The organism is Butyrivibrio fibrisolvens, assembly GCF_023206215.1.
Taxonomy (GTDB): domain Bacteria; phylum Bacillota; class Clostridia; order Lachnospirales; family Lachnospiraceae; genus Butyrivibrio; species Butyrivibrio fibrisolvens_C.
The window spans coordinates 3,014,683-3,028,061 of record NZ_CP065800.1 but is presented as its reverse complement, the minus strand read 5'-3'; the positions used below and the strand labels follow the sequence as shown (position 1 = coordinate 3,028,061).

Here is a 13,379-nt window from a genome sequence, read left to right as displayed (position 1 = left end):
AAAATCACTTGTATAGATGATTTGGGGCTGTTTTATTTTAAAAAGTCATTCCTGTGATCGACCTGATTAAAGTTGTATCCGCGTCTTATCATATCTGAAGCCTTCAGGGCTACCAGATTGATGTCTGAATACATGGCGCGGGCTATCTGTGATACATCCATGCCCTGATAGATGTAGTCGAGGATTTCGTCATCGGGAAGGGATATTTCTGCAGCAAAAAGATTGGCCTCATATTCCATACGGCTTGTCTGCATATCAAAAAGATCGTATTCTGCAAAGGCCTTGGCTATGTCTCTATGAAGACGGTCATGGCCTATTTCATGCAAGATTACGATGTTGTAGATCTCGGGAGCAAGGTCTTCCTTGATGAATATAAAAGGTATATCTTCTATGACCTGATATACCCCTTTTTGTTTTCTGAAAGGGACAGGCTTAACTGATATATCCAGATAATCAGCCAGAGAAGCCGGATCAGAAGTTCCGGCTTCTCTTATAAGTTTATGTGCCTGTTTAATTATATGATCATTATCGTAGTACATAATATGTTCTGATTTTTGTTTTGGTATATACGTTAGGCATTTGCATCGTCATGGTGCTTCTTCTTGGCTTCTACATAAGCCTGCTGCATAGAGAGCATGAGAACATCCATATCATCCTCATCCATCTTGCCGCCTGAAAAAAGGCTTGTAAGCTCTGCTACAAGACGCTTGGCTTCGACCTTATATTCAACTTCCTCGGAACTTATAAGGAATCTGTCATCGTCAGATACAAGATCTGCAGGAGTTACGCCCAGTACGTCAGCTATCTTGCGGAGCTGATTGGAGGTACGTGGGATGCTGAGATCTGTCTCGTAGGATGAGATGGTTCTCTGGGCTACACCCGATGCCTGTGCAAGTTCTGTCTGGGATATTTTACGTTCTTTTCTGATTGATTTAAGTTTCTGTCCAAATGACATAATGATCTCCTCTGAGTTAGTCCTCTTATATTGTTAATGCTAAGTTTGAATATTGAATTACCGGTTCGGAAAATGCGTAAAATATAGCTTTCCGATGATTGTAGTTCAGAATCTGCAAATTCGTGAAATGAACATATAGATCCTCTGAAAATAGTAATACAAATGCTAAAATATTGACATTAGCATATTAACATCATAAAATAAAAATGATGAAGTTGAAATGCTAAAACTATGATACAGTATTGTAACATGTTTGGCAAGAGATAAGAGCAGGTTTTATGACTATAATAAAGCTGATAGCAGATCTGCATCGCATGAACACAGCAGGAAGTGCTTATCTGCCAATGCCGGGGCTCACAATATGAGGTTATATATGGATCAGAACAAAGTATTTGTAAAAAGGACGACCAGCCAGAGAGGTACTGTTTCAGGCGACAGGAAAGTATATGTGGAAGTCGAGGCCACTTTTACCAAAGACGGGTTCCTAAGACCTGTCTGGATCATATGGGAAGACGGGACTCGTTATATGATAGATAAGGTCCAAAACTGCAAAAGGGCTGCCAGTCTGTCAGCCGGTGGTTGCGGTATCTTGTATGAATGCATGGTCTGTGGCCGGCAGATACATCTTTTCTATGAAGAGAATTATAAATGGTTTGTATGCAGGAATTAAGATGTAAGCAAAAAATATGCTAATATAGCTTTTGCATGATAACTTCCAAAATCTTTTAAGAGAAATACTATGCATTCCAGGTGGGGAGCTTTAAAGAAATATATTTAAAGTATCAGTAGGTTTTCATACATCAACCTTACATTCTGAGGATAATGTGCAGTTTTAATGATAATTATTAAGGGAGATCTGGGCACTTTAATATATTTTTTTCAAAAGATATTGATTTGAAGCGGTTTTATGGTTTTTGAAATAACATGTAAAAAGTACCTATAGAAAAGTAATATTAGAAGATTTTTTTAATAAAAGTTGCCAAATTCTAAAAAGTAGAGTATAGTTCTGACTTGTACAAAGCGAAAAAAATGAGTACATATAATTAGAAGAAACTCAATTTGCATTTGGATAAAAATAAAAAATGTGGCCCAAGGCTGCAGAAAGGTTATTTAATGGCAGGAAACAAATTACTCATCGTTGAGTCACCAACCAAGGTCAAGGCAATTAAAAAATTTCTTGGAAGCGGTTATGACGTTGCGGCGAGCAACGGACATGTAAGAGATCTTCCCAAATCACAGATGGGAATAGATATTGAGCATGATTATGAGCCAAAATATATAACAATTCGCGGCAAGGGAGACTTGCTTGCGGATCTTCGCAAAAAGGTAAAAAAAGCAGATCATATATATCTCGCAACTGACCCTGACCGAGAGGGTGAGGCTATAAGCTGGCATCTTATTGCAGCTTTAAAACTTGCAGACAGCGGCAAGAAGGTATCTCGTGTTACATTTAATGAGATCACCAAGAATGCTGTTAAGGAAGCGCTCAAGCATCCAAGAGACATAGATATGAACCTTGTTGATGCTCAGCAGGCAAGACGTGTTCTTGACCGTATCGTAGGTTACAGCATCAGTCCTCTTTTGTGGAATAAGATCAAAAGAGGTCTCTCTGCCGGACGTGTACAGTCAGTAGCGCTTCGTATCATCTGCGACAGAGAAGATGAGATCAATGCATTTATACCAAAAGAATACTGGAGTCTTGATGTAAATCTTGGAGTATCAGGTGAGAAGAAGCCTCTCGTAGCTCACTATTATGGTGAGGGTGATGAGAAAAAAGAGATTGAATCCAAGGAAGAGCTTGAAAAACTTGTAAAGTCACTTGAGGGTGAGAAATATAAGATAACACAGATCAAGAAGAGCGTAAGAAGTAAGAAGGCTCCGCTTCCGTTTACAACATCAACACTTCAGCAGGAAGCATCTAAGGCTCTTAACTTCAGCACACAAAAGACAATGCGTGTTGCGCAGCAGCTCTATGAAGGAATTGATATCAAGGGAAGCGGTACTGTAGGTCTTATCACCTATCTTCGTACAGACTCTACACGTATAGCAGATGAAGCTCAGGCAGCTGCAGCAGGATATATAGAGGCTAACTTCGGTAAAGAATATCTTGCAGAAGGCGAAGTTAAGTCAAAGAATGCACAGAAGATCCAGGATGCGCATGAAGCGATCCGTCCTACAGATGTTAACAGAACACCTGTAGTTGTTAAGGAATATCTTTCAAGAGAGCAGTTCCGTCTCTACCAGCTTATATGGCGCAGATTCATAGCATCACGTATGGCACCTGCCAAGTATGAGACAACATCAGTTCGTATAGATGCTGGAACACACAGATTTACTGTTGCTGCGTCCAAGACTGTATTTGATGGTTTCATGAATGTATATACAGATGATGAAGACAAGATCGAGAAGAATACGCTCATGAAGGGAATAGATGAAAAGTCTGTTCTTAAGTTCGAATCTTTCGATCCTCAGCAGCATTTCACACAGCCCAAGGCTCATTATACAGAAGCATCCCTAGTACATGACCTTGAGCAGCTTGGAATAGGACGTCCATCTACATATGCTCCTACAATAGGAACTATTCTGGCTCGTCACTATATCTCCAAGGATGGCAAGAATCTGTTTGTAACAGATTTGGGACTTGCTGTTAATAAAGTAATGAACGATCAGTTCAGCCAGATCGTTAATGTTAACTTTACAGCTAACCTTGAGACACTTCTTGATGGCGTAGCAGAAGGTACGGTTAAGTGGAAGACTATCATTGAGAACTTTTATCCTGATCTTGAGGAGGCTGTTAAGAAAGCGGAAGAGGAGCTTGAGAAAGTAACGGTCGCTGATGAAGAGACAGATGTAATCTGCGAGAACTGTGGTCGTAACATGGTTATCAAGTACGGTCCTCATGGTAAGTTCCTGGCTTGCCCGGGATTTCCTGATTGCCGTAACACCAAGCCTTACTTTGAGAAGATCGGTGTAGAGTGCCCTGAGTGTGGCAAGGATGTTGTCATCAAGATGACAAAGAAGGGAAGACGCTATTATGGCTGTCTTGGATTCCCGGAGTGTGAATTCATGTCATGGGCAAGACCTTCTAAGATCAAGTGTCCTACATGCGGCGGATACATGGTTGAGAAGGGCAACAAGCTTGCATGTGCCAATCAGGAATGCGGCTATGTAATGGACAAGCCTGAAGATGATAAAGACTGATCTGATTTAGTAAGAACAAAGCTTTTCCAAAAGCATATAGATTGTAATTCAAAGAGCTGTTTAGCAGATGCTAAATGGCTCTTTTTTGTGTCTGCTGTGGACTGAGGCAAGGACCATTTAGGTATAGGAATGTTATTAGAGTATATGTGAGTTTATAGAAAGACAAAAGCGAAAAAATCAATCATTGATAGATGATAAAAAGATAATTTAGGGATTAAAACTTTTGAAGTTAAAAACGTTGAAGTGCTGAAAATTCAACGTTTTTGGACATTTTCACCTAGAGAAAAATGACATTTCATGGTATACTAGTTGGCGTTGCTTTGCAAAGATTTAAACTTAAAATTTTTATGGAAAGAAGTTAGCTATGAAAGAGAAAAAGTTAGGACTTACGTCCCTCATATTGATGATTTTTACATCAGTTTACGGATTTAATAACATCCCGCGTTCTTATTACCTAATGGGGTATGCAGCAATTCCATGGTTTGTGATAGCAGGCATCTTATTCTTTATTCCATTTGCATTTATGGTTGCTGAGTTTGGCTCTGCATTTCGCCATGAATCAGGAGGTATGTACTCGTGGATGTGCAAGTCAGTAGGACCTAAGTATGCATTCATTGGTACATTCATGTGGTATACATCATATGTTTTATGGATGGTCAATGTTTCATCTGGTATCTGGGTTCCGGTATCTAATATTCTATTTGGTAGAGACACGACAGCTACCTGGTCATTATTTGGATCAGACTTTTTGTCAGGCTCAAGACTACTTGGTATCATGGCTGTAGCATTTTTTATCTTCATCACATACTTTGATGCCAAGGGCGTTGATAAGATAAGCAAAGTAACTTCGATCGGTGGTACAGCTGTTCTTACTATCAATATATTAGTGGTTGTAGGCTCTATTGTTATGATAATTGTCCGTGGCGGGCAGCTGCAGCAGCCATTTGAGGGCTTCGAGTCACTTAAGACTCCGCTCAATGCAGCATATCAGGGTAGCCCTATTGCTATTCTTTCATTCATCGTATATGCACTCTTTGCATATGGCGGAATTGAAGCTGTAGGCGGCCTTGTTGATAAGACAGAAAATCCAGAGAAGAACTTTCCTAAGGGAATAATTTCTGCAGCTATGGTTATTGTTGCAGGATACGCTTTTCTTATCATGCTTGTCGGTTCATTTACAAACTATAGTGAGATCCTTGGAAGCAAGGAGATCACACTTGGAAATGTGTCATACGTGATCATGTCCAATTTTGCTGCAGAAATAGGTAAAGCATTTGGCGTTAGTCATTCAGCACAGCTGGCACTTGCTCACGGCTTTGCACGCGTTTATGCATTTATCATGCTTCTTGCACTAATGGGAGCAATGTTCACACTTGTATATTCACCACTTAAGCAGATCATCGAGGGAACTCCCAAAGAGCTCTGGCCAGGTAAGATGGGTGAGATTGACAAGGACGGCATGCCTGGGAATGCTATGTGGATTCAGTGCACTATCGTATGCGTAATGATTCTACTTATATCTTTTGGCGGCGATACAATGCAGCAGTTCTTCCTGATCCTTACCGCAATGGTTAATGTTGGAATGACAGTTCCTTACATGTTCATATCATATGCTTTCCCTAAGTTTAAGAAAATGAAGGATGTAGACCGCAGCTTTGTTGTATTCAAGAGCCAGAAGTCAGCAACTATCTGGGGCTATGTAGTAACGATCACATTGTTTTTGGCGAACTTATTTGCTATCATCCAGCCTGCAATGGAAGGTGATATCAAAACAACAATATGGTCACTTAGTGGTCCTGTCATCTTTGGTATATGTGCATGGCTTATTTACTCTACGTATGAGAAGAAAACACATGCAAGCGAAGCTGCAGAAGATATTCTAAAAGACAATACTGCAGAGGATGCTAGAGTAATCTAATAAGATATGTATAAAGCTGTTGGCGATAGTCAGCAGCTTTTTTGCAGAAAAGAGCCCTAGTGACGGAGGTAAGGGCTTATTTGTCATAATATCGATAATTGTCAGAACATTAATGCAAATTGTTGCATTTGTTTGCTTTATTCGATTGATTTATGCCTTGTTTGTGTTTATAATGAGATAGGTATTATAAAAAATGTTTTATGTGCCCAAATATAAATATCAATTGAATGATGCAAATAGTATTCTATTGGCAATTACAGAAAGGATTTGATCATGAGCAGCGTTCAGCTTCTTGACAAGACTCGTAAGATTGGTAAGCTTCTTCATAATGTTAATTCCGGCAAGGTAGTATTTAATGATATCTGTGATGTTCTGGGAGAAATTCTTTTTTCAAATGTTCTTGTTATAAGCAGAAAAGGCAAAGTCCTTGGAACTTCAACAAGGCCTGATATTCCGGAGATAAGCGATCTTCTTATTGGTAAGGTTGGAAGTTTTGTAGATCCTATGCTCAATGAGAGACTTCTTACAATCCTTTCTACCAAGGAGAATGTGAATCTGACTACTCTTGGTTTTGATTCTGAAGAATCAGACCGATATCAGGCAATCATCACACCTATAGATATAGCCGGAGAGAGGCTTGGAACCCTGTTTATATATAAGGTTGAGCAGGCTTACGAGATAGACGACATCATCTTGTGCGAATATGGCACTACAGTTGTCGGTCTTGAGATGCTTCGTGCTGTTAATGAAGAGAGTGCAGAAGAAAACCGTAAGATAGCGGTTGTTAAGTCGGCTATCAGCACTTTATCTTTTTCAGAGATGGAAGCGATCGTACATATATTCGACGAACTCAACGGTATGGAGGGCGTACTTGTAGCCAGCAAGATTGCTGACAGAGACGGAATCACCCGTTCAGTTATAGTCAATGCTCTTCGTAAGTTTGAAAGCGCCGGTGTTATCGAGTCCAGAAGTTCCGGCATGAAAGGAACTTATATCAAAGTTCTTAACGATGTGGTTTTTGATGAAGTTAAGAAACTCAAAAAAGAGTCAAAATAAGCTGGAAAATCCTATTAGAGCAAGGAGATTACTACGAAAGCTAAATGATTGAAGAAATTTGTGGCTTGTTATACGATATTTGACTATTTATAAGTTTTGTTATAGTAATTATAGCCGATGAAATGATGCGATTATTTCATAACAAGCAAACAAAAAAGCCAGGAGATGCCGCTCCCTGGCTTTTTCTATACCGTTCTGGTCAAGGTGGCTAATTTATAATGAGCTTCGCTGGCATACTCCCTAGTTGTGCAATCCCTAAACAATCTGCATTTTTCAGCCGAAATAATGTTAGAGAGTAAAGATTTTTACAGCAATATACGATAATACGTTAACGATGCTTGCATATTACAATTAAAAGTTTTATCATAAATATTGAATAAACAGATAATATTTTACTCTATTTGCGATAATTAATTCCAAGGATGGGAGAAGCGCATAATCAAGCAGGAGCAATAAGCTGCAAAATTATAACGTTTAGGGCCGCGGAATAGGCGGAAAATAGGAGTAAGTATGATTAATTCCAACGCATTCGATTATATTAATGTTCTAGATGCAACGGCTGATGCTACGTGGGTAAGGAATGAGATCCTTGCCAATAACATTGCCAATGCGACAACTCCCGGATATAAAAGAGAAGATATAGATTTTGAAAATGAACTAAGACGAGCTCTTGGTAATATGAAATATAAATCACTAGACGAAAAGGTTGCTAACCTTCGCGGAACTAAAGTTAAAGGAAGAAGCTTTAAAGACAGCGTTAATTATTCCTATCGTCTTGATGAGAACAATGTCGATCCGGAGCAGGAGAACATAGAGCTTGTATCTAACCAGCTCAAGTATCAGGGTGTAATAGCAGGGCTTACATCTGAGTTCCAGAATCTTCAGACGGCTATGAAAGCGCCTTCATGATAAAGCTTAGAAAGGAGCTTTAAATGGGTTTATTTACTTCTTTTGATATTAATGGATCCGGTCTTACAGCGCAGAGATTCCGTATGGATATCATCTCTGAGAATATAGCCAATGCTAATACGACCCGTGATGAAGACGGAGATCCTTATGTACGTAAGGTTGTAACATTTGCGGAAAAAGGGGAACAGACCCCCTTTACAAAAATATTTAATAAAAAACTTGATCAGTACTCGGGTAAAGGTGTGAAAGTCACAACCGTTCGGGAAGACACCGAGACGCAGATGAACATAGTATATGATCCGTCTCATCCGGATGCTGATGAAGACGGCTATGTTACATATCCTAATGTCAACATCGTAACAGAGATGACCAATCTCATCGATGCTGCAAATGCTTATCAGGCCAATGCGACTGCTTTTAACGCAAGTAAGCAGATCGCGCAGATGGGACTTACAATGGGAAAGTGAGGTAGCTAAAAGGGCGGAAAGTTTTATTTCGGGTAAATACTATTGTTAGGGGCAAATGTTCGGGGCGGAGACTTGTTCGGGGAGTATCCTTTCGTGAAGATCTGTATGATCTTCATGTCTTAATGCACAGGGCAGATTTAAGGCAGCTTTAGGGGAAGGGTATTTCATGGGACAAGTTTTGTGTACCCAAAAAGGAGAGGGCTGATGGCTGATATATCTAATCTTACAAATGTATCTTCCGGCGCTGTCAAAGCTGCCGAGAAAAGAACCAGCCGGGTTAGTAATCCGGTTGGCAAGTCAGAGGATGATCGCAACACTTTTTCCAGAATCCTTGCTACAACTATCGATAATATCAATACTACCAATGCTTATCTGTCAGATGCAGAGAATGCAGAGATAGAATGGGCACTTGGTCAGTCCAAGAATACCCATGATCTTACGATTGCCATGTCTAAAGCTTCAACAGCACTTCAATATACAGTAGCAGTAAGAGACAGAGTGCTTACTGCTTATAACCAGCTAATGCAGATGCAATTCTAGGGCGTTTAGAAATGCATCCATGCATTTCTGAGAAAACGCTAGATACATCCTGTATCCAAGGTGCCTAGAAATGCATCCATGCATTTCTATACAGGCACAAGATACATCCTGTATCCGGGCGTTTAGAAATGCATCCATGCATTTCTGAGAAAACGCTTAGATACATCCTGTATCCAGGGCGCCAGGAAATGCATCCATGATCATCATTATGGGAGACATCGGATTATAGTCTTAATTTCTTTTTGAAAATGGGACATTTTCAAACTCATCATTTCATATTCTTGACTTCGGGTTTCTGACTTCTTGTTATTGACTTCGTGTTACATGCTTTATGGATGCAGCCTATGTTATTTGCAACTGGGAGAGGCTGATGATTCCAAATTAGGGTTGGCCGTATGGATCTTATTCTTCGTACGCAGAAGGGGAGGTAAGCATGCCCGATAGATTAAAAGCAATTCTCGACCGCGCCAAAGAGTGGTGGAACCGCTTTACAACTAAACAAAAGACTATGATAGTCGCAGTAGCTGCCGGTGCGCTTGTCACCCTGGCAGTTCTTGTGATGATATTTTCACAACCTAAGTACATCACGCTGGTTACAGCAGATGATACCAAGCAGGCTGCTGAGATAAGAGATCTTCTTGAAGAAAACAGCATAGATTATCAGCTGTCGGAAGATGCTCTTGTATTTAAGGTCCGCGAAGAGAGCCAGCAGGATGCAAGACTCCTTCTTGCGTCCAACGGCGTGCAGGCTGACGATTATACAATTGATAAAGTTACTGATTCTTCTTTTACCACAACAGAATCTGATAAACAGAAGAAGTACGTTACATATATGGAAAAAAAGCTGGAGAAGGATCTTGCATCTATTGAATCAGTAAACTGGGCAAGGATCACACTTCATGTTCCTGAAGATGATGGAACTCTTCTTGCATCACAGGAAGATTCTACAGCAAGTATACTTCTTGAATTAAATGATCCGGAGCATTTTACCAAAGACAATGCAACATATATTGCCAAGATAATATCCGCAGCTTTAGGAAATGAGACTACCGAAGGTATAGTTATCATGGATTCGACAGGCATGATGCTCTATGCGGGTGAAGATGAGACTGTAATGGGCATAGCTACTTCTCAGCTCACATTAAAACAACAGGCTGAAGCAGCAGTAAGAACGGCAGTAAAAAATGTAATACTTGGAACCAACATGTATGACAACGTAGAAGTTGGTACCAATCTGAATATGGTTTTTTCCACAATAGATGACACGATTCATACATACACACCTGTTGAAGGCGGATCTCAGGGCGTTTTAAGTGAACACAGATCTTATTCCTCGGATTCTACAGGAGGTGAGTCGGGGGTGCCTGGGACAGATAGTAACGATGGCACAACCTATGTGACTCAGGACAATGAGAATTATTCCCAGTCGGTCACGGAAGAAGAGTCACATTATCTTCCAAACGAAAGGATCACAACTACCAATACCCCTCCAGGGGCGATTGATTACACTACATCAACTGTATCTGTATCAGCAATCAATTATGTAATACTTAATGAGGATGATTACAAAGCAGAAGATCATGAGGGTCTTAGCTGGAAAGAATATAAGGTTGCAAATGCTCAGCCTGTTGATGTTACTGAAACAATAGATGCAGCAACGCTTACAAGGCTTCAGAACCTTGTAGCCAATGCAACAGGCATCAGCACAGAAAATGTTACCGTAGGTCTTTTTGAACAGAATATCTATTTTGATAGTGAAGGCTTTAATATGAGCCTTACAGATCTGCTGCAGATAATCCTCATCCTCGTGATACTTGCACTTCTTGCATTTGTTATCATCAGAAGTCTTCATTCCGAGCGCCAGGAAGAGGTGGAGGACGAGCCGGAAGAACTGTCTGTTGAGCAGCTTCTTGAGTCTCAGCCAGAAGAAGCTGAATCTCTTGAGAACATCGAAATGGATGAAGGATCTGAAACCAAGAAACTTATCGAAGAATTTGTTGAGTCCAATCCGGAAGCAGCTGCGAACCTGCTCCGTAACTGGCTTAATGATGATTTTGCTTGACTGGCACATAGAAATGCATCCATGCATTTCTAGACATGTGCTAGATGCATCCTGCATCCATGACAGAAGCATGTCTTGGAAGCAATCCTGCTTCCGCGACTGGCACATTGAAATGCATCCATGCATTTCTGGACATGTGCTAGATGCATCCTGCATCCGTGATTGGTACATAGAAATGCATCCGTAATATAGTTTTAACAATAACAAAATGGGAGAAAACGTATGTCAGAAGAAGGCTTAATGCAAGGCATGGCGCCTGCGTCAAATTTGACAGACAACCTTTCAGGCACACAGAAGGCAGCGATACTTCTTATCGCGCTTGGACCCGAGAAGTCATCTCTTATCTTTAAATACCTGAAAGAGGAGGAGATCGAGGAGCTCACTCTGGAGATTGCCAACACAAGATCTGTAAGCTCTGAGATAAAAGAGGCTGTTATCAATGATTTCTACGGCGTATGTCTTGCTCAGCAGTACATTGCTGAAGGCGGTATCACATATGCCAAGGAACTCCTTGAAAAAGCACTTGGTGAAGACAAGGCTATGGATGTTATCAGTAAACTTACTGCATCCTTGCAGGTTAAGCCTTTTGAATTTATCAGAAAGACTGACCCTTCACAGATACTTACTTTCATACAGGATGAGCATCCTCAGACGATCGCACTTATTTTGTCCTACATGTCACCAGCGCAGAGCTCGCAGATCCTGGGTGCCCTTACTCCTGACAGACAGGCAGATGTTGCCAAGAGGATAGCGACTATGGATAGAACGAGTCCGGATACTATCAAGGATGTAGAAAAAGTACTTGAGACCAAGCTGTCGTCTCTTGTTAACCAGGATTACACGATCATCGGCGGTGTCGATGCTGTTGTTGAGATTCTCAATACAGTTGATCGTCAGACAGAAAAGCATATCATGGAAACTCTCGAGATCGAAGAGCCCGAGCTTGCTGATGAGATCCGTAAGAAGATGTTCGTATTCGAAGATATCCTCATGCTGGATGACCGTTCGATCCAGAGAGTACTTCGCGATGTTGATAACTCAGATCTGTCTCTTGCTTGTAAAGGTGCAAATGAGCAGGTTCAGACTGCAATCTTCAATAACCTTTCAAAGCGTCTTGCAGTTATGATCAAGGAAGATATGGACTTCATGGGTCCTGTTCGTATGAAGGATGTTGAAGAAGCTCAGCAGAAGATCGTTAACATTATCAGAAAGCTTGAAGATTCCGGCGAGATCGTAATCTCCAGGGGCGGAGGTGATGATATAGTTGTCTAATCTTGTAAAAGGCATGTGGGTAACTCTTGATAGTGAAGATACAAGAATCATCGATAATAATGAGCTGTCTGATATCAAGATTCAGGAGTCTTATGAGGAAGAGATGCGGCGCCGTGCAAGGCAAAGTGCCCAGATGCAGACTGAAGAAGGCATGGACGGCATGGATGACATGTACGAACCCTCTTTTAACGAAGGAATTCCTGCAGAACCGATTGACAGACTGATGGAAGATCAGGAGGGTATGGATGGAATGGATGCAATGCCCTCTGAGATGAGTCTGTCTGATTTTGATGGCGAAAGCGGCATGATGCCGGATTCTCCGAGCCAGATGCCGGGCGACGAATACGGCGGGCAGGATCCTTCATATGGCGGTTCGGGAGATATGCCTCCAAATATTCAAAAAGATATAGATCAGATATTAAACGATGCTCAGGTACAGGCCAATCAGATAGTTGCTGATGCCAGAGCTCAGGCTGATCAGATTCTGAGTCAGGCAAGGGAAGAAGGCCACCGCCAAGGTTACGACGAAGGTTTTCAGGAAGGCATGAGTAAGTCTGAAGATAAGATAGAGAAGACCCTTCAGAAAAAAGAAAAAGAGCTTGAGGCAAGATACGAGCGCATGACCCAGTCTGTAGAACCTGAGATGGTTGATACACTGACAAGGATCTACGAGCATGTGTTCAACGTATCCTTTAAAGATGATAAGGAGATAATCCTTCACCTTCTCCAGACAGCTCTTTCAAGAATAGAGTCAAGCGGAAGCCTTCTTATACACATTTCGCCTGATGATTATGACATGATCACAGATGCCAAGGAACAGCTCATGCAAAACGTAGTAAGCCCGGATACGGTACTTGAACTTGTAGAAGATCCTACACTTAAAGAAAATGAGTGCATTATCGAAACTGATGGCGGAATCTTTGACTGTAGTGTTGGAGTTGAGCTTGAAGAACTCGGAAGAAAGATAAAGCTTCTTTCTTTTGACCGTAGGAATTAGTA

General features: G+C 41.0%; 12 protein-coding genes. 10 read left to right on the top strand and 2 right to left on the bottom strand.

All coding sequences use genetic code 11. From position 1 onward, the window contains the following. Positions 1-32 precede the first annotated feature (32 nt). Together I7804_RS12635 and I7804_RS12630 are read right to left on the bottom strand one after the other, a co-directional pair. A complete protein-coding gene (locus tag I7804_RS12635; RefSeq protein WP_248403753.1) occupies positions 33-539 on the bottom strand; it encodes an ImmA/IrrE family metallo-endopeptidase in 507 nt (168 codons plus the stop codon). Positions 540-571: 32 nt separating this feature from the next. Continuing rightward, a complete protein-coding gene (locus tag I7804_RS12630; protein WP_022754507.1) occupies positions 572-955 on the bottom strand; it encodes a helix-turn-helix domain-containing protein in 384 nt (127 codons plus the stop codon). 373 nt (positions 956-1,328) lie between these two features. Between I7804_RS12630 and I7804_RS12625 the strand changes: the two genes are divergently transcribed. The 10 genes from I7804_RS12625 (at position 1,329) to sctL (ending at position 13,377) form a co-directional block, all read left to right on the top strand. Continuing rightward, positions 1,329-1,625, top strand: coding sequence for a hypothetical protein (locus tag I7804_RS12625; protein ID WP_022754506.1), 297 nt, complete (start codon positions 1,329-1,331; stop codon positions 1,623-1,625). A gap of 443 nt (positions 1,626-2,068) precedes the next feature. Continuing rightward, positions 2,069-4,156, top strand: a complete 2,088-nt coding sequence (gene topA, locus I7804_RS12620; protein ID WP_248403752.1) for a type I DNA topoisomerase — start codon at positions 2,069-2,071, stop codon at positions 4,154-4,156. Positions 4,157-4,520: 364 nt separating this feature from the next. After that, positions 4,521-6,074: a glutamate/gamma-aminobutyrate family transporter YjeM gene (gene yjeM, locus I7804_RS12615; RefSeq protein ID WP_248403751.1), complete on the top strand. Its 1,554-nt coding sequence runs from the start codon at positions 4,521-4,523 to the stop codon at positions 6,072-6,074. 273 nt (positions 6,075-6,347) lie between these two features. Continuing rightward, the gene (codY, locus tag I7804_RS12610) at positions 6,348-7,130 is read left to right on the top strand and encodes a GTP-sensing pleiotropic transcriptional regulator CodY (protein WP_022752880.1); all 783 of its coding nucleotides are present in this window, start codon (positions 6,348-6,350) and stop codon (positions 7,128-7,130) included. Between the two features lie 510 nt (positions 7,131-7,640). After that, complete coding sequence (gene flgB / locus I7804_RS12605) at positions 7,641-8,039, top strand: flagellar basal body rod protein FlgB (protein WP_022752879.1); 399 nt, start codon at positions 7,641-7,643, stop codon at positions 8,037-8,039. A gap of 23 nt (positions 8,040-8,062) precedes the next feature. Continuing rightward, positions 8,063-8,506, top strand: coding sequence for a flagellar basal body rod protein FlgC (gene flgC, locus I7804_RS12600; protein ID WP_022752878.1), 444 nt, complete (start codon positions 8,063-8,065; stop codon positions 8,504-8,506). A 204-nt stretch (positions 8,507-8,710) separates the two neighbouring features. Further along, on the top strand, positions 8,711-9,046 hold the full coding sequence (gene fliE, locus I7804_RS12595) for a flagellar hook-basal body complex protein FliE (protein WP_248403750.1): 336 nt from the start codon (positions 8,711-8,713) through the stop codon (positions 9,044-9,046). Positions 9,047-9,479: 433 nt separating this feature from the next. Next, a complete protein-coding gene (gene fliF / locus I7804_RS12590) occupies positions 9,480-11,108 on the top strand; it encodes a flagellar basal-body MS-ring/collar protein FliF (protein WP_248403749.1) in 1,629 nt (542 codons plus the stop codon). 249 nt (positions 11,109-11,357) lie between these two features. Next, positions 11,358-12,380: a flagellar motor switch protein FliG gene (gene fliG / locus I7804_RS12585; RefSeq protein ID WP_027205417.1), complete on the top strand. Its 1,023-nt coding sequence runs from the start codon at positions 11,358-11,360 to the stop codon at positions 12,378-12,380. After that, positions 12,373-13,377, top strand: a complete 1,005-nt coding sequence (gene sctL / locus I7804_RS12580) for a type III secretion system stator protein SctL (protein WP_248403748.1) — start codon at positions 12,373-12,375, stop codon at positions 13,375-13,377. The genes fliG and sctL overlap by 8 nt, the downstream gene beginning before the upstream one ends. The last annotated feature ends 2 nt before the right edge of the window (positions 13,378-13,379 follow it).